Raw genomic sequence first — 19,098 nt, 5'->3', positions numbered from 1 at the left:
CAACCGTGAGAGCATCCCGGCATGAGTATTCACATCGCCGCCGAGAAGGGACAGATCGCTCCCCGCGTGCTGTTCCCCGGTGACCCGCTGCGGGCGCAGTGGATCGCCGAGACCTACCTGACGGACGTGATCCGCTACAACGAGGTCCGGAACATGTTCGGCTTCACCGGGACCTACAAGGGCGAACGGGTTTCCGTCCAGGGCTCCGGGATGGGTCAGCCGTCGGCCTCCATCTACGCCAACGAGCTGTTCGCCGAGTACGACGTCCAGACCCTGATCCGGGTCGGCACCTGCGGGGCGCTGACCGAGAAGGTGAAGATCCGCGACGTGATCGTCGCGATGTCGGCCAGCACCGACTCGCAGATGAACCGGCTGCGCTTCCACGGCATCGACTACGCGCCGACCGCCGACTACCAGCTGCTGCGCGCCGCCGCCGACGCCGCCTCCGCCGCGGGGCTGAACGTGCACGTCGGCCAGGTGTTCTCCGGCGACCTGTTCTACAACGACCGGCCCGACCTGGTCTCGCGGACCGCCGAGTACGGCGTCCTGGGGATCGAGATGGAGGCCTCGGCGCTGTACACGCTGGCCGCCAAGTTCGGCCGCCGCGCGCTCGGCATCATGACCGTCTCGGACCACCTGATCACCAAGGAGGAGACGTCGGCCGAGGAGCGCCAGACCACCTTCTCCGAGATGATCACGATCGCGCTCGACGCGGCCGTCGAGGTGCCGGTCTGAAGCGGTACGCCGTCACCTTGGTGAGCACTGCCCTGCTCATCGGTACCACGGCCTGCTCCAGTGACGACAAGACGTCCGGTGAGGCTCCGGCTGCTGCGGCGGTCGGTCAAACGAGTACTGCCCCGTCGGCCACGGCCGACATCCCCGCTGCGGAGGTGGTCGCCGGTCTGACCGGCGCCGGCTACAAGTGCGGCCGCGACGGCGACTACGCGATCTGTACGACGGGCCCGGTGGCCGTCTGGGTGCTGACCGGCGACCACAAGCGGGCGCCGGTGATCTCGCTGCACTCGCTCGGCAGCGCGGCGACCGCCACCAGCGAGATCGGGAAGGTGCTGCCGAAGGCGCTGGAGATCGCGCACGTCGTACCGGCTGCGCCGATCGTCGAGTGGTTCGGTCAGCAGTCGGGGAAGACCACCGCGCAGGTCGTCGAAGGCGACTGGCAGGTCGAGCTGTCGGTGGAGGTGGACACCGAGGAACCTGGTGCCCACCTGTCGCTGATGGACCGGCTCTGCAAGGCCGACTGCACTGCTGAGTAGACCTGTGGGGTGCCACCGCTTGGTGGCACCCCGCTCGGCTTCACCTCGCTCAACGCGTGCGCGGCTCAGCTGCTACCGGACGCCGCCGCTGTCGACGCGGCAACAATGCTGGCCGTCACAGCAGCCTGCATCTCCTGCACAGCCCGCCGTACGGCCTCAGCGGCCCACTCCGACTGAGCGATCTCCTTCGCCCGCCGCTTCAACGCCCGCTTGTCCACCGCATCGGTGACCACCTTCGGCACCACATCCAGCGCACTCAGCAACGCGATCAGCGCCCCGGTCCGCTCATCCGGCTGAGTGCCGACCTTCAGCACCTGCTCCAGCGCGGCCCGCACCTCCGCCTCGTGCCGAGCATCCTTCGCCGGCCACCGCGTCACCGGGAACAACCCGAGCACCTTGGCGTCCTCAGCCTCCAGAATCCCCCGCTCAGCCAACCGCCGCAGCAACGGCTCCCGCAGCTTCTTGGACACCTTCCCCATCGCGTCCTTCGGCTTCTTCCCCGCCTTGTCCACCAGCACCGCAAGCCGCTCGTCCAGCACCGCGTCCCCGGTCGGCGAGGAATCCAGCACCTTCAACCGCCCCGGCTTCCCGCCGTCGCGCTCCGTGGTGATGTCGACCTTCCCCATCAACGTCAACTCGACCACCACCGCCCCCGCCAGCCCGTAGTCCAACCCCGGCGACCCAGCCAACGGCTTCCCGGTCACGTCGTCGTACAGCAGCAGCAAGAGATCCTCGGCGATCAACATGCCCCCAACGTAAGACCTCGCCCGCTCCCCCAACATCAGCCGCGCGGCTGATCCACCTACACCTTCGGTAGTAGTCCCCGCCTGCCCCGGGGGCATCCCGGGGCAGATCAACCGCTGCCCCGCCTCGGCGTCACCCGATGCTTGACCGATGACCATCTACCCGCTGGCCCTCACCGCGCTACTCCGCGAACTGATCGCCGGCCGCGACGTCGAACGAGCCGTCGCCAAGGGCAACGAGACCTCCACCACCGACCTGCCGTTCGCCGTACAGATCATCCCGAGCGAACGCCTGCGCTCGGCCAATGGAACCTGATCCGGGGCAACCCGGGGCAGATTGCGATCTGGCCTCCCCAGGAGCGGTCGGAGGCCCCACCGTTGACCCATGAGCGACGGTTCGGGGTGTGGGTGGGTGCCTGCGGGTGATCGGTTCGCGGCAGCTGACCTGGGGAAGCTGCCGGGGGCCTTGGTGTGCGAGTTGGTGGATGGGGTTCTGGTGGCGGCGCCGCATGGTGGGGCGGCGCAGCGGGCAGTAGTACTGGAACTGGGTTTCCTCCTGCGCCGCAACAGCACGGCGCAGTTCCAGGTGATCGTGAGCGCGCAGTACCAACCCACCCCTCGAACCGTCCTCCAACCAGACGTGCTGGTCTGCCACGCCGGCCAGATCTCCAGCGGGCCGGTCAGCTCCACGGTCCAGCTGGTGGTGGAGGTGACCTCCGAGGTCACCCGCACGATCGACCACACCCTCAAGAAGACCCTGTACGAAACCGCAGGCATCCCCGCCTACTGGCTCCTCGACCCCGAAACCCAGACGCTGACGGTCCAAGAACTTGCCCAAGGCAAATACCAGAACCCCACGGTGATCGGCCCCGACGAAACCTACGAGACCAGCAAACCGTTCCCCGTCACCGTCGTCCCCTCCGACCTCTTCCTGAAACCACAGCCCAGGGTCTGACGCCAAGCCAGCCGCCCGTCCGACCTTGCGCGGGGACGGGCCTCGGGAGGGCTCGGCCGTCGCAGGGGAGCGGCCGGGCCACCTCCGGTCAATGCGTCAGCACCCGGCACAGACCTTCAAAGGTGCGATACCGGCAGCGGTAGAAGCCGACACGGCTCGTGGCAACTCCCGGCGGGCTCACCGCACTGCCGCGGGGCGTTCGTGCGCAGGTGGGGCGACAGCGCCGAGGGGCGCTGGGTGGGGTGAAACGCCGGCGTGCGGCACCGGGTGGTGTGAAACACCGGCGTGCGGCACCGGATGGTGTAGAGCGCCGGTGTGCGGCACCGGGTGGTGTGGAGTGCCGGTAGGCGTAGTTCTTGCACCTGCTTCGGCAGGCGCGCGCCCCGACGGCTCGCGGTGCGCCCGCCCGCACAAGCTCGTCGGCGTCCGGGTCAGGCGTTCAGGAGGTCGATCAGCGCCTCGCGGGTGGGCAGGTTGTCGGGGCGTACGACGTCGCCGGTGCGGACGTAGTAGAAGGCTGCTCCTACCTGGTGGAGGGGGAGGCCTACCAGTTCGGCCCAGGCGACTCGGTAGATGGCCAGCTGGAGGGGGTCGGCGGTTTCGGTGCGGCTGGTTTTCCAGTCGATGACGTCGTAGCCGCGGGAGCCGTCGGGGCGGACGGACTGGTAGACGGCGTCGATGCGGCCGCGGATGACGCGGCCGCCGATGGACAGGGCGAAGGGGGCCTCGATCTCGTACGGGGCGCGTTCGCCGTACGGGCCGACGCGGAAGGCGTCCATCAGTTCGGTGAGGTCGGTGTCGTCGACGATGCCCTCGTCGGCGGCGCCGGGGAGGTCGTCGGGGTCGATCAGGAACTGCTGGCCGAAGTAGCTCTCCACCCAGGCGTGGAAGCGGGTGCCGAAGCGGGCGGCGCGGTTGGGTTTGCGGGGCATCGGGCGGGCCAGTTCGGAGGCCAGGCCGTCGGGGTCCTTGGCGAGGCGCATGACCTGGGTGGCCGAGAGCGAGCGGGGGAGCTCCACGTCGTACGCCTTGCGGCTGCGGCTTTCCCGGGCCTCGGTGAGCAACCGTTCGATCTCCGAGTCCCAGCGGGCGACGGTCGCCTGCTCGTCCAGGAACAGCGACTCCTCGGCGTCCGCCGAAGGGCCCTCGGAGCGCGACAGCTGGACCAGCGCCGCACCCTCCAGCCGTCGCTCGTACGCCGGGCGGTCGTACGGCGCCGGCCACGCGGCCTGGGTCTGCTCGGCGAGCTCCGGATTCTCCTCCGAAAGCTCCGGTTGCGAGGCCCACGAGACCACCCGCTCCCCCGCGTGCTGCTTCAGCACCTCCAGGTACGCCGACGGCCCGCGCGGCCGCTTCTGCGTCGGGCCCCACCAGTGCCCGGTCGCGATCAGCACCTCCTTCGCGCGCGTGAACGCGACGTACCCGAGGCGCCGTTCCTCCAGTGCGTTGACCTGCTTGCACTCCTCGGCGAATGCCTTCAGCCCGGCGTTCGACAGGTCGTGGAAGTCGGGCAGCGTGTCCGCGTCGCCGCGCAGCGGCCAGGGCAGCACCTTGGCGTTGGTCGTCCACTTGTCGCGCCCGCGGTCGGACGGGAACACCTTGTTCACCAGCGTCGGCACGAACACGACCGGCCACTCCAGGCCCTTCGACCGGTGCGTGGTGAGCAGCTTCACCGAGTCCGCCTCGCTCGGTACGGCGAGGTCGAGGCCCGCGGCGTACTCCTCCTCGGCGGCCAGGTAGGCCAGCAGCCCGTCCAGCGACCCGTCCGACTCCGTCGACACGAAGTTGCCCACGGCATCCAAAAACGCGGCCAGGTGATCACGGCGCCCGGAGTCGACGTGGTCCGGTGTCGCGGTCAGCTCGACGTCGAGCCCGATGGTGCTGATCACCCGGCGTACGAGGTCGAGCAGCGGCTCGCCCGCGTGGGCGCGCAGCTCCCGCAGCTCGGTCGACAGCTCCAGGAACCGCTCGAGCGCGTCCGCCGAGTACCCCCACGCGGCAGGTCCCGGATCGTCGACCGCCTCCGCGAGCGAGATCACCTCGGTCGAGTCCATCCCGGCGACGGCCGCATCCAGCGCCGCGACCAGGTCGTCGGCCGCGGGCCGATCGCCGCCGTCGGCCAGCACCCGCGAGCGGTTCGCCAGCAGCGCGAGATCCCGGTGCCCGATCCGGAACCGCGGACCGGTCAGGATCCGCAGCATCGCGGCGTTCGCGGTCAGGTCGTTGACGGCCTGCAGCGTCGCGACCACGTCGACGACCTCGGGCAGCGCGAGCAGGCCGCCGAGCCCGACGACCTCGACCGGTACCTTGCGCGCGATCAGCGCCTCGTGCACGGCGGACAGGTCGACGTTCGTCCGCATCAGGATGCCGATGTCCTTCCACTTCCGGTTCGGCAGCTTGTGCGCGGCGACGATCGAGTCGGCGATCCACTCGATCTCCTGCGAGCGGGTCTCGAACAGCCCGACCGTGATCGCGCCCTCCGGCGCACCCTCGGGCGCTTCGAGCGGGATGACGCCGGGGTGCTGCTCGTACAGCTCGGTCGCGTGCTGGTTCGCGGCGGCGAGGATGCGGCTGCCGCAGCGCCGGTTGACGCTCAGCACGTACCGCTGGGCGGGCGAGCCGTCGGCCTGCCGGAAGTGCTCGGGGAACTCGTCCAGGTTCGCGACCGAGGCGCCGCGCCAGCCGTAGATCGCTTGGCAGGGGTCGCCGACGGCGGTGACCGGGTGACCGCGGCCGGTCGACGGGTCCGCGCCCGCGAACAGCGCGGTCAGCATCCGTCGCTGCGAGACCGAGGTGTCCTGGTACTCGTCGAGCAGCACCACCTTGTACCGGCCGCGCTCGATCGCCGGGACCTCCGGGCACTCCTCCGCGAGCCTCGCGCCGAGCGCCATCTGGTCGGCGAAGTCGACGACCCCGCGCTCGACCTTGTACGCCTGGTACTCCTCGACCAGCTGCACGATCTCACCGCGCTTCAACGCGGTCTCGGCGAGCTTCTTCACGTCGACGGTCTGCTTGCGCGCCGCCGCGACCTCCTGCCGGACGGCCTCGTCGTGGTCGCGGATGTCGTCGGCGCGCAGCAGGTGGTCGGCCAGCTCGCCGTCGAGCGCGAGCAGGCTGTTCACCAGCGTCGGTACGTGGTGCGACGCGTGCCGGATCGGCCCGGCCGAGCGCCGTACGACGCGGCCGGCGAGCTGGAACCGGGTCGCGTCGGCCAGCACGCGCACGTCGGGTTCGAGCCCGAGCCGGAGGCCGTGCTCGGCGATCAGCGTGCCGGCGAAGGCGTGGTACGTCGAGACGACCGGCTCGCCGGGCTCCTCGGGCTCCCAGTTCGGGACGTTCTTGCGCAGGTGGGCGGCGAGCAGCGGATGCTGATCGGGCGGCAATGTCGAGCCCAGTACGCCGGCCTTGGTCAGGTCCTCGCGGATCCGCACGTCGAGCTCGTTGGCCGCCTTCTTGGTGAAGGTCAGCCCGAGCACCTCCTCGGGCTTCACCTGCCCGGTGCAGATCAGCCAGACCACGCGCGCGGCCATCGCCGTCGTCTTGCCGGATCCGGCGCCGGCGACGATCACCCCAGGAGCCAACGGCGCGGTGATCGCCTCCAGCTGCTGGTCGCTGAACGGGATCCCGAGCAGCTCGACCAGGTCAGCCGTAGTTTCCAGCTTGGCGGCAGCCATCAGACGATCTCCCTGCCTTCAGGCTGAATCGGACACAAACCCCGTACGTCGCACCGCGTGCACCCGTCGTTCCGCTTCGCGGTGAACTCCTCCGAGCGGACCATCGCCTCCGCGTTCTCGACCGCCTCGTCGAGCCAGGTGCGGCCGTCCTCGTCAGGCTCCAGCGGCGCCTGCCCCTGGACCTTCGGCAGCCCGATGTCGTCGTGCCGCAACTGCACCAGCTCGGCACCACCGCTCTCCGCGTCCTCGCCGAGCAGCTTCAGCTGGCGGGAGGCGATCGCGCGCTGGTAAATGGCCAGCTGGACGTGACGCTCCAGTGCAGGCTTCGTCGGCACGGTCCGACCGGTCTTCAGGTCGATGACCCGGATCTTCCCGTCGCCGTCCTGCTCGATGCGGTCCATCCGGCCCTTGACCTGGACGCCGGGCTTCTCCTCGTCCGGCAGCATCACGCTGAAGTCGACCTCCGAGCCGACCAGTCGCCGATCCGGGCGGCCCTGGTGCCACGCGACGAACCGCCGCAGCGCCTGCTCGGCCTCGACCCGTTCGCGGTCCGAGATCCACGACGACTCGAACTCGAGCTGCGTCCACACCTTGTCGAGCCACCCGTTCAGCTCGTCCGCATCGGGCGGCAGCGTCCCGGTCGCGACCGCGTCGGCCAGCGTGTGCAGCACCATGCCGAACCCGATCGCCGACGTACTCGGTGTCTCCCCGCCGGCCTTCCGCTGCAGGAACCACCGCAGCGGGCAGTCCACGATCGTCGTCAGCGCACTCCCGGACAGCGGCACCGGCTCGTCGTCGACCGCGATCGGCACCTCCGACCGGGTCCGCTCACGCACACCCCACCAGCGCTCCGGCTCAGCCGTCGGGACCAGCGCGTACCCCCGCTCGTCCTCCGCATCAGCCAACACAGCAAGCCGATCCGCCGCGACCCGCTTCAACGCAGGCGACGACGCCGGATCGGCCAGCACGCACCGCAGATCAGCAACCAGACCCGGCAGCGACAACGGCCGCCGCGGCCGGCCGGCGACCAGTTTCAAAGGAATGTCCAGCTCCGCCAGCAACCGCGACGGCTGATCTCCATCCGCCTCCGGCGCCTGCACAGCGGTCACGATCAGCCGCTCCCGCGCCCGCGTGATCGCGACGTAGAACAACCGCCGCTCCTCGGCCAGGATCGCCCCCGCCGACAGCGGTTCGACCAGCCCGTCCGGCCCCAACCGGTCCGGCTCCAGCAACGACCCGCGCCGCCGCAGGTCGGGCCACTGCCCCTCCTGCACACTCGCGACGACGACCAGCCGCCACTGCAGCCCCTTCGACCGGTGCGCCGTCATCAGCTGTACGCCGGCCTCCCGGTAGGTCGCGTCGTACCGGTTGTCGGCCGCGATGTCGAGGTTCTCCAGCTCGCTCAGGAACGCCGAGACGCCCTTGAACCCGACCTGCTCCTCGGCCCGCCCGGCCGCGTCGAACAGCGCGCACAACGAGTCGAGGTCCCGGTTCGCGGCGCGCGCGACCTCGCCGCCGCTGTTCGCCTGGCCGCGGAGCCGGCGCAGCCACGGCGACTCCGACCACAGCGACCACATCACCTCGTCCGGCGCGGCGCCGGCGTTCACGATATTTCTTGCCTTGAGCAACCTCTCGCCCAGCGCGACGAACCGCGCCTCGGCCGGGGACGCCTGTTCGTCGAGCAGCAACGGGTCGAGCATCGCCTCGCGGAGCAGCTCGTCCGACGACCGCGGCAGCCGCTGACCGCCGGCGATCTCGCGATCCCGCTTCCGCAGGACGCGCGCCAGCCGCCGCAGCTGCCCCGCGTCCATCGCCCCCAACGGCGACAGCGCCAACGCCCGTACGACGTCAACAGTCAACGTCGAAGGATCAGCGACCGCGCGCAGCGCCAGCAGCATCGGCCGTACGGCGGGCTCCCGCGACAGCGGCAACTCGTCACCGGCCACGTCCACCGGGATCCCGGCCGCCGCGAGCGCGCGCCGCAGCGGCGGAATCGAGATGCTCCCGGAGCGGACCAGCACAGCCATCTCGTGCCAGCCGACGCCGTCCTGCACGTGCGCCCGGCGCAGCAGGTCGGCGATGTGCTCGAGCTCCGCGCCGCTGGTCGAGTACAGGTTCGCCTCGACCTTGCCCGGGCCGAAGACGCACCCGCTCGCATCCGGGTTGCGGAAGCGGTCGAAGGTGTCGCGGTCCAGCGTGCCCGGGACGCCGAGCCGGTTCACCACGTTGCGCGAGACGCGCAGCAGCGTCGTACCGAATCGTCGCGTCGTGGCCAGCGCGATCTGCGCCGCGGGCTCGCCGGACGCCGTCGGGAACTCCTCGGTGAACCGCAGCAACCCGCGCACGTCGGCCCCGCGGAACGTGTAGATCGACTGGTCCGGATCGCCGACGACGACCAGGTCCCGGCCATCGCCCGCGATCGCCTGCAGCAGCTTGGTCTGCCCGGGATCGGTGTCCTGGTACTCGTCGACGAAGACGACCTTGAACTCCTCGCGCAGCTTGGCCTGGACCTGCGGCTGCTGGGCCAGGATCACCGCGCGGTGGATCAGCTCGGAGTAGTCCAGCACCTGCTCGTGGTCGAGGATCTGCAGGTACTCCTCGAAGAAGTCGCCGACCGCGACCCACTCCGGCCGGCTCGCCGACTGACCGATCGCGGACAGGTCCTCCGGGTCGAGCCCGAGCTGGCGCGCCTTGCCGATCACGGCCTGCACCTCGTCGGTGAAACCGCGCGTCTTGAGCGCCGGGTGCAGGCTCGACGGCCAGTGCACGACACCGACCTCACGGCTCCCGCCGAGCACCTCGCTCAGCCGCAGCGACTGCTCCGGTCCTGACGGCAGCCGCAGCGGGACGTCGAACGCGTCGGCCGGCGTGAACCGGCGGAGCAGCGCGTAGCAGAACGAGTGGAACGTCATCGACGGCATCACGCGCGTGGTCTTGCCGAGCCGTCCGGTGATCCGGTCCCGCAGCTCGGTCGCGGCCTTCCGCCCGAACGTCAGCACCAGCACCTGGTCGGGGCTCAGCCCGCGGTTGGCGACCCGGTCGACGACGGCCTCGACCAGCGTCGTCGTCTTCCCCGTCCCCGGCCCCGCCAGCACGAGCAGCGGCCCACCCGGGTGATCGACCACCGACTGCTGGTCAGCGTCCAGAACCGGCGCAGGGGAAGGCCCTTCCGCTCGCCCTGCCGGCTTCACCAGCCGATACCGGGACCCTGTTCTGCTGACCACTCCCCCATCCCATCAGACGCCACCGACAAACCCCGCAACACACCCCGAGCGCAGGCGACGACGGTCGCTCAGCGGACGGTGGATTCAGTGCTGCGCGAGCAGTTCGCGGATCTCGGCGGTCCGCGCGTCTCCGGCCGGGAACAGCGCCAGCGCCTGCTCACCCAGGGCCGCGGCGTCAGCCGATCGACCGGCCCGTACGGCGATCCGGATCCGCAAGGCGAGCGGCTCGAGCGTGGCCGTCGGCGCGCTGTACCCCTGCAGCCGGTCGAGCGACTCGGCAGCGTAGAAGTCCGCGGCCAGGTCGTCGTCCTTGGCTTCGTACAGTTCGGCCAGGTTGGACAGCGACTGCGCTTCGAGCATCCAGTCGCCGCAGGCGCGGGTCTGCCGGATCGCCTCCTCGGTGTGCACCTGCGCGGCGTCCAGCCGGCCGAGCAGCAGGTTGATCCCGCCGGCGATCATCTCCAGGTGCCCGCGCTGGAACCTCATCGGCTCGGCCGACGGTTCCCGATAGTGCTCGGCGCGCGCGGCGGCCGCCGTCACCTCCACGAGAGCACCGGGCAGGTCGCCGCCTTCCCAGCGGGCGACCGCCAGGTTCGTCCGGAAGATCGACTCGGCCGCGACGTCGCCACACCTCGCCGCGATGTCGATCGCCCGGCGTACGCAGTCCTCGGCCGCAGCCGGCCGACCGGCCCGGTACTCCGCGCTGCCGAGCACGTTCCAGGCCAGGTAGCACGGCCTGGGCTCGCCGAGACGCTCCGCGGCCTCCACCCCCAGCCGGGCGGTCTCCAGCGCGTCGTCGACGAAGAACCCGATGTCCAGGAAGGCCCGCATCCGCCAGGCCAGCCGCCAGACGAGCTCGTCGAACCCGCTGCTCACCGCCGTCTTCACCCAGGGCACCAGCGCGGTCTGCTCGTCCTGCATCCACCGCATCGCCGCGGCCGTGTCCACGAACGTCAGCGGCTCGTGAGGCGACTGGACGAGGAACGCATCACTGGCGTCGGGCACCACACCCCGCTGAGCGTTCTGCGCGGTGTGCAGGAACCAGGTCAGCGCCCTCTCCAGCGCGGCGTGCCGCTCTGCCTCGCTGTCCAGCTGCATCGCGAGCTCGGCGGCGTAGGCGCGCAGCAGGTCGTGCAGCTGGTAGCTGCCGCGTTGGACGGAGCTGACCAGGTTCGCTGCCACCAGCCGGTCCAGGTGCCGCTCGGTCGTGCGCAGGTCGAGGTCGGCCAGCGCCGCCGCGACCTGGGCGCGGATGGTCGTTGCCGGGTGCAGCCCGAGCAGACGGAAGAGCCGCGCCGTCTCCGGCTTCAGCGCTTGGTAGGACCAGGAAAGAACGCGACGGAGGTCCGACTGCTCGTCGTCAGGATCAGCCAGTACGTCGAACCTGTGCTGCACGTCCTGCAACGCACTGACCAGCTCGGCGAACGGACTGCCGACCGACCGGCGGGCAGACTCGGCGGCAACGCTCAGCGCAAGTGGCAGGCCTGCACAGATCCGCGCCAGCTCCTCCACAGCGTGCGGCTCGGCCGCTACCCGGTCGGCGCCGACAGAGGCGGCCAGCAACCGGATCGCGTCCGCAGCGGGCAGCGGCTCGAGCATGAGGCGTGCTGTGCCGAGCCGGGCCGCCAGCGACCGGAGCTGGTTGCGGCTGGTGATCAGCACGAGGCAGCCGGAGGCGGGGATCAGGTCGCGGACCTGATCGGCGTCGCGGGCGTTGTCGATCAGCAGCACGAGCCGCCTGCCGGCGGTGACGGTGCGGAACAGTGCGGCCCGCTCAGCACGGTCGGCGGGGATGGTGTCCGCCGGTACGCCGAGCGCCTGGAGGAATCCGTGCAGCACAACAGCCGGAGGCACCGGCGCATCGGCCGCGAATCCCCGCAGGTTGGCGAAGAGCTGGCCGTCCGGGTAGTGCTCGCTGACCTGGTGAGCCCAGTGGACGGCCAGACTGGTCTTACCGGCTCCGCCGGCGCCGGTGAGGGTGATGATCGTCGGCCGGTCGGCCGGCGCGTTGTCGAGCAGCTTGCCGAGTTGCTCCAGCTCCTCCGACCGGCCGGTGAAGTGCCGGACGTCGAGCGGCAGCTGTCGCGGTGTGCCCAGCGGACTGGTCTCGTCGACACCGCTGGACAGGTCTGGGTCCAGCAGCAGCGCGTACTCCTGTTGCAGCGCAGGCGAAGGATCCACGCCGAGCTCGTCGGCGATGGCTGCCCGGACCAGCGCGTAGGACTCCAGCGCCTCGGCACTCCGGCCGGTCAAGCGCAGTACGGCGATCTGCCGCTGCCAGAGGGACTCCCGGAACGGGTGCTGCGGGGTCAGCTCCCGCAGCAACGCCGGCAGGCCGTCGTACTGGCCGGAGGCGAGGTCGAGATCGACTCGGCGCTCGACGGCCGACAGGTAGAGCTCGGTGAGCCGTGCGGTCTCACCTGTCGCCAGCCAGCCCGACGGTGACCCGACGAAGGGCCTGCCCCGCCACAGATCGAGTGCCGTGGTCAGCAGCTCCCGCTGACGACTCGGCTCGCTCTCCTGACCTGCATCACGCAGTACGGCGGCCAGGTGCAACGCGTCGACCCGGTCCGGTTCGACGCGGAGCAGGTAGCCCGCCGGGTGAGTCTCGAGCGCGCTGTCGCCCAGGTGCTTGCGCAGCCGCGTCGCGTACGTGTGCAGCGTCGACTTCACCGACTGTGGCAGCCGCTCACCCCAGAGCCGGTCAGCTAGTACGTCGAGCGGAACCGGCCGGTTCGCCGACAGCGCCAGCAAGCTGGTCAGCGCGACCAGCTGCCGGCCCGGGAGCGTCACCGGTACGCCGTCCCGCCGGACCTCGAAGGGGCCGAGCAGCCGGATCTCCAGCACGCGTTCCCCTCTCGACGGGCTCCACCGACAGCCTAGTGATCACTGGTCGCACAGGGCCGCTACCAGCGCGTGGCTGAGCCAGCTGGTGTAGCGGTCGAGCGGCCAGCCGCGGTTGAGCACCAGCAGCTCGTAGATCTCGACGGAGATGTAGGTCCACAGCAGGTCGCCCACCTCCTCCACCGACAGCTCCGGGCGGAGCTGACCGGTCGCGTGCAGGTGGGTCGCGAGCATGGTCATCCCGGTCAGCCGCTCGGCGAGCAGGTTCTGCCAGATCTCCTCCAGCGACTCGTCGACATGCCGGCCGTCGCGGATCAGGATCTGTACGCCGGCCGAGCGGACCTGGCGCTCGACCACTCCCCCGGCGTACAGCTCGAGTTTGCGGCGGACATCGGGCTCGGCCTGGATCGCCTTCGCCTCGGAGCGTTCGACGATCGGGACCGGCTCGTCGTCACCGGCGATCACCCGGTCGAAGACCGCCTTCGCCAGCGCCGCCTTGGTCCCGAAACCCTTGTAGACCGACTCCGCCGAGACGCCCGCGGTCCGGGCCACCGCGGCGATCGTGGTGGCCCGGAAGCCGTCGCGGGCGAACAGCTCCTGGGCCGCGGCGACCACCGCGCGGCGCCGGGCCGCGGCCTGCTCGCGGCGGCCGGACGCGTCGTACGACCTCTTGACTTCGGCCATCGGGTGGTTCCATCCTGATTTGGGGACAGTGAGACTGTATCTAATTTGGAGGGGACATGAACAGCACCGTGTCGAGCGACGCCAAGGCCCTCGCGGTCCGCAGCATCCTGATGATGGCCGACGGCGAGCGGGCGGAGTTCGACCAGGTCGTGCACCCGGCGGCGGTCAACCGCGAGGACGACGCCGAGCCGCCGGCCGCGCGGACGCCCGGACCGGAGGGGTTCTGGGCGACCGCGGTCTGGCTGCGGACGGCGTTCGCCGAGCTCGGTCACGACATCCACGAAGTCGTTGCTGAGGGCAACATGGTGGCGGTCCGGACGACGATGCGCGGGCGGCACGTGGCGCCGTTCGTGGTGCACGCCGAGGACGGGTCGGTGGACACGGTGTTCCCGCCGACCGGCCGGACCTTCGCGGTCACCCAGTCGCACTGGCTGCGGATCGAGGACGGACTGGTGATCGAGCACTGGGCCAACCGCGACGACCTCGGCCAGGCGCAACAGCTCGCCTGGGTGCCGCCGACGCCGCTCTACCTGTTCAAGATGGCCCGCGCGAAGTCGAAGGCCCGCCGGGCGGCCTGACGCAGGCCGGATCCGCGAGCTGGTCAATCCTCCGGGAGCTCCGGGTCCCAGCGGACCTGGCGCAGGTTGACCTTGCCGTTGGTGACCCGGACGCCGTCGCCGCGCAGCAGCTCCAACTGCTCGCCGCCCACCTCGTCGGCCGGTACGCCGCTGGCGCGGATGACGCGCCACCACGGCACGCCGCCGCCGTACTCGCGCATGATCGCGCCGACCTGCCGCGGGCCGCCCTGGCCGACGTACACGGCGATGTCGCCGTACGTCGCCACCTGGCCCGGCGGGATCGACTCGACCGCCCGCAGCACCGCCTCGACGTACTCCTCCCGGTCCACGGGCGACACGTTATCGCCCGGGACCGACAGGTTTCAGGCCAGCGGGGCCAGCGCCTTCGCGAGCGGCTCGAGGACCGACGGCGGGGCGTCCAGCGGGAGGTTCATCACGACCAGGTCGACACCGGCCTCGGCGTACGCCGCCGCGCTGGCGACGGCCTCGTCGAGCGGCTTGTCCGGGTCGATCCGGACGTTGACCGAGCAGGTGATCTCGTTGACGTCGCGGCCGAGCTTGTCGCAGTGGTCGACCAGCACCTGCTTGAGCGGCGTCCACTCCTCCGGGCCCGGCACGATCACGTTCCACTGCTGGGCCCAGCGCGCGACCGCGCGCAGCGTGCGCTTCGGGCCCTTGCCGCCGATCGTGATCGGCGGGTGCGGGGTCTGCACGGCCTTCGGCTCGCAGTACGCGTCGGTGAGCTTGACGTACTGACCGTCGAAGTTCGCGACCTTCTCGGTGAGCAGCGCGACCATCGCCTCGACCCCCTCGTCGAACCGGTCGAAGCGCTCCTTCAGCGGCGGCAGGTCGATCCCGTACGCCGCGGTCTCCATCTCGTTCCAGCCCGCGCCGACGCCGAGCTCGAGACGGCCGCCGGAGATGATGTCGGTGGTCGCGGCCATGTTCGCCAGGACGGCCGGGTGCCGGTAGATCATCCCGCTGACCTGGCAGCCGACGCGGATCCGGCTGGTCGCCTGGGCGAGCGCGGCCAGCGTCGTCCAGCCCTCGAGGTTCGGGCCGGCCATGTCACCGGTGAGCGGGTAGAAGTGGTCCCAGTGCCAGGCCGACTCGAAGATCTCGAACTGGTCCGCGGCCACCCAGACGTCCCGCATCTGCTGCCATGTCGTGTGTTCAGGCCGGGTCTTGATCGCGAACCGCATCGCACGCCTCCACTGGGTAAGGGCTTACCGAAGCTGCAACCTACCCCGGAATCGTGCCGGTCAGACACCTGCCCGAGCCAGACCTCACGCCCGGGCACCGTCGCGGCGAGCGCGGGGTGAGTGAGCGCGCGTGCGGTGAGCGCGGGGTGATTGAGCGTGGGTACGGCGAGCGCGCGGTCAGTCGAGGCCGAGGCGGGCCCGCACCTCCGGGCGGCGCAGCGGCGGCACCGTCTGCGGCGGCACCCGGCGGGCCGGCATCTCCTCCAGCAGCGCCTCGGTGATCCGCGCGACCTCGGCCGCGGCGCGCTCGATCGGTTCCAGGGTGGTCGCGCTGAGCGAACCGACGCCGGTCACCTTACGGACGTACTGCAGCGCGGCCGCGTAGATCTCCTCGGAGGTCGCGGACGGCTCCAGGCCTCTCAGGACAGTGATGTTTCGGCACATGCTCCGACGGTAGCCGGAGCCAGGGACAACCGGGGCGGTCGCGGTTACAGTTTTGTGATGGAGCTGGTGCTGTTCGTCCTGGGCGGCGGAGGGGTCGCCGCGGCCGGGCGGTACCTGTGGGCCCGGCACAGCACCCGCCGCCACCGTGCGGCGGAGCTGGCGGACGCCCGGCGACGGGCCGACGAGGACGTCACGCAGTACGGCGAACAGCTGGCCCGCCTGGGCGAGACGCTGACCGCGCTGCAGCTTGACAGTGAGACCCGAGCGGACTACCAAACAGCGCTTGATCTGTACGAGCAGGCCGAACGTGCAGTTCCCAGATCGGAACTGGATGCCGTCGCCGACGCGCTGGCCGACGGCCGATACGCCGTCGCCTGCGTCCAGGCCCGCGTCACCGGCCGCCCGCTCCCCGAGCGCCGCGTCCCCTGCTACTTCAACCCCCGCCACGGCCCGTCGACCACCGACATCGTCTGGACCCCGGCGTACGGCGGCACCCGCAAGGTCGCCGCCTGCGCCCAGGACGCCGCCCGGATCGCCGCCGGCGACGAGCCCAGCCAGCGCTTCGTGAAACCAACCGAGATCCAGCTCGCCTTCTGGGAGCCCTACGACCGCGACAAACCGTTCGTCTTCGGCTTCTGGGACATCGCCGGCGCCCGCGCCGCCAAGATCAACCTCCGCCTCGAACCGATCGCGATGACCGGCCGCGGCCGCCGCGACCCCACCATCGACCGCGAGCACTGACGTCGAGATCTTGACAACCTAATACCGTTAGGTTTTCCTCAGATCATGAGTACAGCACCCTCCTTCGACCGTCGCGCCCGCCGTCGCGAGCAGACGATCGACGAGATCCTGGCCGCGGCCGTGCGGTTGATGGAGACCGAGGGGGTCGCCGGGCTGAGCTTGTCCGCGGTCGCGCGTGAGGTGGGGATGCGGCCGCCGTCGCTCTATCAGTACTTCCCGTCGAAGATGGCGATTTACGACGCGTTGTTCCGGCGTGGGGCGGAGGCCTTTCGCGACGTTCGGCGGGAGACGGTCCGGACGGCGGCGGCCGCGGATCCGCTGGAGCTGGAGCGGATCTGCACCATCGAGTTCGGCCGATGGTGCATGGCGAACCCGATCCACTCGCAGCTGTTGTTCTGGCGGACGGTGCCCGGGTTCACGCCGAGCCCGGAGGCCTACGCGCCGGCGCAGGAGACGATGGAGGACCTCCGCGGCAACCTCCGGGCCGCGGTCGCGGCCGGGCTGCTGCACCCCGACGCCGCCTCCGACGAGGGGATCGCGCTCTACACGTCCGTCACCGCGGGCGTCCTGTCCCAGCAGCTGGCGAACGAACCGGACGCGTCGTACGACGACGGCCGCTTCACCCGGCTGCTTCCTGCCGTGCTGGAGATGTTCCAGCAGCGGTACGCACCACCCAGGGGGTAACGATGATCGCAGTACAGGCACAGGGGATCACGCGCGCGGACCGGCAGCGGTGCCGACTGCACCGCGACAGTGAGATCGGGACCTGGCGTGAGTTCCTGGCCACGCTCGACGGCGACGACTGGCACCGGCAGACGGTCTGCGACGCGTGGGACGTCGCCGACGTGGTCGGTCACCTGTGCGGCCAGGCGGAGGACGTGATCCGCCCGTGGTCGTTCCCGCTCCGCTACCGCAAGGCCAAGCGGGTCTACCCCGACGTGGTCCGGCTCGACGCGCACATGATGCTCCAGGCCGACGCCCACCGCGGTACGCCGCCCGACGTGCTGCGCGCCCGCTTCGACCGGCTGTGGTCGAAGGCGACCCGGACGATCAGCCGCAACCCGGCGCTGGTCCGGCGGATGACGATGTCGATCGAGGGCATCCCCGGCTTCGAGTCGATCGAGCTCGGCTACGTCCAGGACATCCTGCTCGCCCGGGACCTGTGGATGCACCGCGACGACGTCTGCCAGGCCCTCGGCCGGCCGTTCGACCCCGGCCCGTACGCCGGGGAGCTGATCGCGCAGGTCGCGCTCGACCTGGTCGACGGCCCGTTCTGGGGCGACCGGCCGGCGGTCGTCCTCGACCTCACCGGCCCGGGCGGCGGCGTCTACCAGGTCGGCGCCGGAGCGCCGGTGGCCACCGTCCGCACCGACGCGGTCGGCTATATGCGCACGGTGTCCGGCCGCGACGACCACCCGGTGGTGGAGCTGGTCGACGGCGACCAGGCCGGCGCCGAGGCGGTCGCAACCTGCCGGATGCCGTTCTAGAACGCAGACCGGCCCCCGCCGTACCGAAGTACGACAGGGGCCGGAAGCAACTAACTCAGTACGACGGCTGCGACGGGTCGATCTGGTCGACCCACGCCACCACGCCACCGCCGACGTGCACGGCGTCGGAGAACCCGGCGCCCTTGGCGATCGCCAGCACCTCGGCCGAGCGCACGCCCGACTTGCAGTGGAAGACCAGCTGCTTGTCCTGCGGCAGCTTCTCCAGCGCGGCACCGGTCAGGAACTGGTCCTTCGGGATCAGTACCGAGCCCGGGATCTTGTTGATCTCGTACTCGTTCGGCTCCCGGACGTCGACCAGCAGGAAGTCCTTCTCGCCGTTGTCCTTGAGCTTGATCCACTCGCTGAGCTGCTTGACCGAGATGGTCGCACCGGCGGCGGCGTCGGCGGCCTCCTCGGTGATCGCACCGCAGAAGTTCTCGTAGTCGATCAGCCCGGTGACGGTCGGGTTCTCGCCGCAGATCGCGCAGTTCGGGTCCTTGCGGACCTTCAGGGCGCGCCAGTTCAGGTCGAGGGCCTCGTAGATGTTCAGCCGGCCCAGCGACGGGTCGCCGATCCCGGTCAGCAGCTTGATCGCCTCGGTCACCTGCGCGGCGCCGACCGACGCGCACAGCACGCCCAGCACGCCGCCCTCGGCGCAGGACGGGACCATGCCCGGCGGCGGCGGCTCGGGGTAGAGGCAGCGGTAGCAGGGACCGTTCTCGGCCCAGAACACGCTGACCTGGCCGTCGAAGCGGTAGATCGAGCCCCAGACGTAGGGCTTGCCGAGCAGGACCGCGGCGTCGTTGACCAGGTACCGGGTGGCGAAGTTGTCGGTGCCGTCGACGATCAGGTCGTACTGCTCGAAGATCTCGAAGACGTTGTCGTTGTCCAGCCGGGTCTCGTGCAGGACCACGTTGGTGTACGGGTTGGCCTCGAGGATCGACTCCTTGGCCGACTGCGCCTTGGACTTGCCGACGTCGGACTGCCCGTGGATGATCTGGCGCTGCAGGTTGGACTCGTCGACGGTGTCGAACTCGACGATGCCGAGCGTGCCGACCCCGGCCGCGGCCAGGTAGAGCAGCGCCGGGCTGCCGAGGCCGCCCGCGCCGATCACCAGCACCTTGGAGTTCTTCAGCCGCTTCTGCCCGGCCATCCCGACCTCGGGGATGATCAGGTGCCGCGAGTACCGGCGGACCTCGTCGATGGTCAGCTCGGCGGCCGGTTCGACCAGCGGTGGCAGTGACACGGGGC

General features: G+C 70.6%; 17 protein-coding genes. 8 read left to right on the top strand and 9 right to left on the bottom strand.

What is annotated here, in order from left to right; all coding sequences use genetic code 11:
* The first annotated feature begins 21 nt into the window (after positions 1 to 21).
* Both deoD and ACZ6Z4_RS24940 read left to right on the top strand, forming a co-directional pair.
* Positions 22 to 735 (top strand): purine-nucleoside phosphorylase, encoded by a 714-nt coding sequence (gene deoD / locus ACZ6Z4_RS24945; protein WP_363665110.1) that lies wholly within the window; start codon positions 22 to 24, stop codon positions 733 to 735.
* 20 nt (positions 736 to 755) lie between these two features.
* Positions 756 to 1,271 carry a hypothetical protein gene (locus ACZ6Z4_RS24940; RefSeq protein ID WP_465569003.1) on the top strand — a complete coding sequence of 172 codons (516 nt, stop codon included), beginning with the start codon at positions 756 to 758 and terminating at the stop codon, positions 1,269 to 1,271.
* A 65-nt stretch (positions 1,272 to 1,336) separates the two neighbouring features.
* On the opposite strand, the gene ACZ6Z4_RS24935 is transcribed toward ACZ6Z4_RS24940, so the two are convergent.
* On the bottom strand, positions 1,337 to 2,017 hold the full coding sequence (locus tag ACZ6Z4_RS24935) for a GOLPH3/VPS74 family protein (protein WP_465569001.1): 681 nt from the start codon (positions 2,015 to 2,017) through the stop codon (positions 1,337 to 1,339).
* 148 nt (positions 2,018 to 2,165) lie between these two features.
* On the opposite strand from ACZ6Z4_RS24935, the gene ACZ6Z4_RS24930 reads away from it, so the two are divergent.
* Together ACZ6Z4_RS24930 and ACZ6Z4_RS24925 are read left to right on the top strand one after the other, a co-directional pair.
* Positions 2,166 to 2,330 (top strand): hypothetical protein, encoded by a 165-nt coding sequence (locus tag ACZ6Z4_RS24930; RefSeq protein WP_465568999.1) that lies wholly within the window; start codon positions 2,166 to 2,168, stop codon positions 2,328 to 2,330.
* 69 nt (positions 2,331 to 2,399) lie between these two features.
* Positions 2,400 to 2,969: a Uma2 family endonuclease gene (locus ACZ6Z4_RS24925; RefSeq protein ID WP_465568997.1), complete on the top strand. Its 570-nt coding sequence runs from the start codon at positions 2,400 to 2,402 to the stop codon at positions 2,967 to 2,969.
* Positions 2,970 to 3,400: 431 nt separating this feature from the next.
* On the opposite strand, the gene ACZ6Z4_RS24920 is transcribed toward ACZ6Z4_RS24925, so the two are convergent.
* The 4 genes from ACZ6Z4_RS24920 to ACZ6Z4_RS24905 all read right to left on the bottom strand — a co-directional run bounded on the left by ACZ6Z4_RS24920 (position 3,401) and on the right by ACZ6Z4_RS24905 (position 13,395).
* Positions 3,401 to 6,643, bottom strand: a complete 3,243-nt coding sequence (locus ACZ6Z4_RS24920; protein ID WP_465568995.1) for a UvrD-helicase domain-containing protein — start codon at positions 6,641 to 6,643, stop codon at positions 3,401 to 3,403.
* Positions 6,643 to 9,768, bottom strand: a complete 3,126-nt coding sequence (locus ACZ6Z4_RS24915; RefSeq protein WP_465568993.1) for an ATP-dependent helicase — start codon at positions 9,766 to 9,768, stop codon at positions 6,643 to 6,645. Before ACZ6Z4_RS24915 ends, ACZ6Z4_RS24920 begins: the two co-directional genes overlap by 1 nt.
* Before the next feature lie 183 nt (positions 9,769 to 9,951).
* Positions 9,952 to 12,714 (bottom strand): AfsR/SARP family transcriptional regulator, encoded by a 2,763-nt coding sequence (locus tag ACZ6Z4_RS24910; protein WP_465568991.1) that lies wholly within the window; start codon positions 12,712 to 12,714, stop codon positions 9,952 to 9,954.
* 39 nt (positions 12,715 to 12,753) lie between these two features.
* Positions 12,754 to 13,395, bottom strand: a complete 642-nt coding sequence (locus ACZ6Z4_RS24905) for a TetR/AcrR family transcriptional regulator (protein WP_465568989.1) — start codon at positions 13,393 to 13,395, stop codon at positions 12,754 to 12,756.
* A gap of 56 nt (positions 13,396 to 13,451) precedes the next feature.
* Between ACZ6Z4_RS24905 and ACZ6Z4_RS24900 the strand changes: the two genes are divergently transcribed.
* A complete protein-coding gene (locus ACZ6Z4_RS24900) occupies positions 13,452 to 13,973 on the top strand; it encodes an ester cyclase (protein WP_465568987.1) in 522 nt (173 codons plus the stop codon).
* 23 nt (positions 13,974 to 13,996) lie between these two features.
* Here ACZ6Z4_RS24900 and ACZ6Z4_RS24895 read toward each other — a convergent pair whose 3' ends face one another.
* The 3 genes from ACZ6Z4_RS24895 to ACZ6Z4_RS24885 form a co-directional block, all read right to left on the bottom strand.
* On the bottom strand, positions 13,997 to 14,302 hold the full coding sequence (locus ACZ6Z4_RS24895; RefSeq protein ID WP_465568985.1) for an MGMT family protein: 306 nt from the start codon (positions 14,300 to 14,302) through the stop codon (positions 13,997 to 13,999).
* Between the two features lie 33 nt (positions 14,303 to 14,335).
* Positions 14,336 to 15,175, bottom strand: coding sequence for a TIGR03560 family F420-dependent LLM class oxidoreductase (locus ACZ6Z4_RS24890; RefSeq protein WP_465568983.1), 840 nt, complete (start codon positions 15,173 to 15,175; stop codon positions 14,336 to 14,338).
* A gap of 177 nt (positions 15,176 to 15,352) precedes the next feature.
* Positions 15,353 to 15,619 (bottom strand): DUF2277 domain-containing protein, encoded by a 267-nt coding sequence (locus ACZ6Z4_RS24885; protein WP_465568981.1) that lies wholly within the window; start codon positions 15,617 to 15,619, stop codon positions 15,353 to 15,355.
* 57 nt (positions 15,620 to 15,676) lie between these two features.
* Here ACZ6Z4_RS24885 and ACZ6Z4_RS24880 point away from each other — a divergent pair, with 57 nt between their 5' ends.
* Genes ACZ6Z4_RS24880 through ACZ6Z4_RS24870 form a run of 3 tightly spaced genes read left to right on the top strand, consistent with a single transcriptional unit; the run spans position 15,677 to position 17,847 of the window.
* Complete coding sequence (locus ACZ6Z4_RS24880) at positions 15,677 to 16,360, top strand: hypothetical protein (protein ID WP_465568978.1); 684 nt, start codon at positions 15,677 to 15,679, stop codon at positions 16,358 to 16,360.
* Positions 16,361 to 16,405: 45 nt separating this feature from the next.
* Positions 16,406 to 17,044 carry a TetR/AcrR family transcriptional regulator gene (locus tag ACZ6Z4_RS24875; protein WP_465568977.1) on the top strand — a complete coding sequence of 213 codons (639 nt, stop codon included), beginning with the start codon at positions 16,406 to 16,408 and terminating at the stop codon, positions 17,042 to 17,044.
* 2 nt (positions 17,045 to 17,046) lie between these two features.
* The gene (locus ACZ6Z4_RS24870) at positions 17,047 to 17,847 is read left to right on the top strand and encodes a maleylpyruvate isomerase family mycothiol-dependent enzyme (protein ID WP_465568975.1); all 801 of its coding nucleotides are present in this window, start codon (positions 17,047 to 17,049) and stop codon (positions 17,845 to 17,847) included.
* Positions 17,848 to 17,902: 55 nt separating this feature from the next.
* Here ACZ6Z4_RS24870 and moeZ read toward each other — a convergent pair whose 3' ends face one another.
* Positions 17,903 to 19,093, bottom strand: coding sequence for an adenylyltransferase/sulfurtransferase MoeZ (gene moeZ / locus ACZ6Z4_RS24865; RefSeq protein ID WP_363665125.1), 1,191 nt, complete (start codon positions 19,091 to 19,093; stop codon positions 17,903 to 17,905).
* Between the last annotated feature and the right edge of the window lie 5 nt (positions 19,094 to 19,098).

It is taken from the genome of Kribbella sp. NPDC104740 (genome assembly GCF_055583505.1).
The sequence above is the reverse complement of the archived record's forward strand: the minus strand, read 5'-3'. Positions and strand labels throughout refer to the sequence as shown.

Excerpts from the sequence above, each read along its gene's own strand:
- deoD (WP_363665110.1), top strand. The coding sequence starts at position 22 with ATGAGTATTCACATCGCCGCCGAGAAGGGACAGATCGCTCCCCGCGTG.
- ACZ6Z4_RS24925 (WP_465568997.1), top strand. The coding sequence starts at position 2,400 with ATGAGCGACGGTTCGGGGTGTGGGTGGGTGCCTGCGGGTGATCGGTTC.
- ACZ6Z4_RS24890 (WP_465568983.1), bottom strand. The coding sequence starts at position 15,175 with ATGCGGTTCGCGATCAAGACCCGGCCTGAACACACGACATGGCAGCAG.
- ACZ6Z4_RS24900 (WP_465568987.1), top strand. The coding sequence starts at position 13,452 with ATGAACAGCACCGTGTCGAGCGACGCCAAGGCCCTCGCGGTCCGCAGC.
- ACZ6Z4_RS24930 (WP_465568999.1), top strand. The coding sequence starts at position 2,166 with ATGACCATCTACCCGCTGGCCCTCACCGCGCTACTCCGCGAACTGATC.
- ACZ6Z4_RS24870 (WP_465568975.1), top strand. The coding sequence starts at position 17,047 with ATGATCGCAGTACAGGCACAGGGGATCACGCGCGCGGACCGGCAGCGG.
- ACZ6Z4_RS24920 (WP_465568995.1), bottom strand. The coding sequence starts at position 6,643 with ATGGCTGCCGCCAAGCTGGAAACTACGGCTGACCTGGTCGAGCTGCTC.
- ACZ6Z4_RS24880 (WP_465568978.1), top strand. The coding sequence starts at position 15,677 with ATGGAGCTGGTGCTGTTCGTCCTGGGCGGCGGAGGGGTCGCCGCGGCC.
- ACZ6Z4_RS24905 (WP_465568989.1), bottom strand. The coding sequence starts at position 13,395 with ATGGCCGAAGTCAAGAGGTCGTACGACGCGTCCGGCCGCCGCGAGCAG.
- ACZ6Z4_RS24875 (WP_465568977.1), top strand. The coding sequence starts at position 16,406 with ATGAGTACAGCACCCTCCTTCGACCGTCGCGCCCGCCGTCGCGAGCAG.
- ACZ6Z4_RS24885 (WP_465568981.1), bottom strand. The coding sequence starts at position 15,619 with ATGTGCCGAAACATCACTGTCCTGAGAGGCCTGGAGCCGTCCGCGACC.
- ACZ6Z4_RS24935 (WP_465569001.1), bottom strand. The coding sequence starts at position 2,017 with ATGTTGATCGCCGAGGATCTCTTGCTGCTGCTGTACGACGACGTGACC.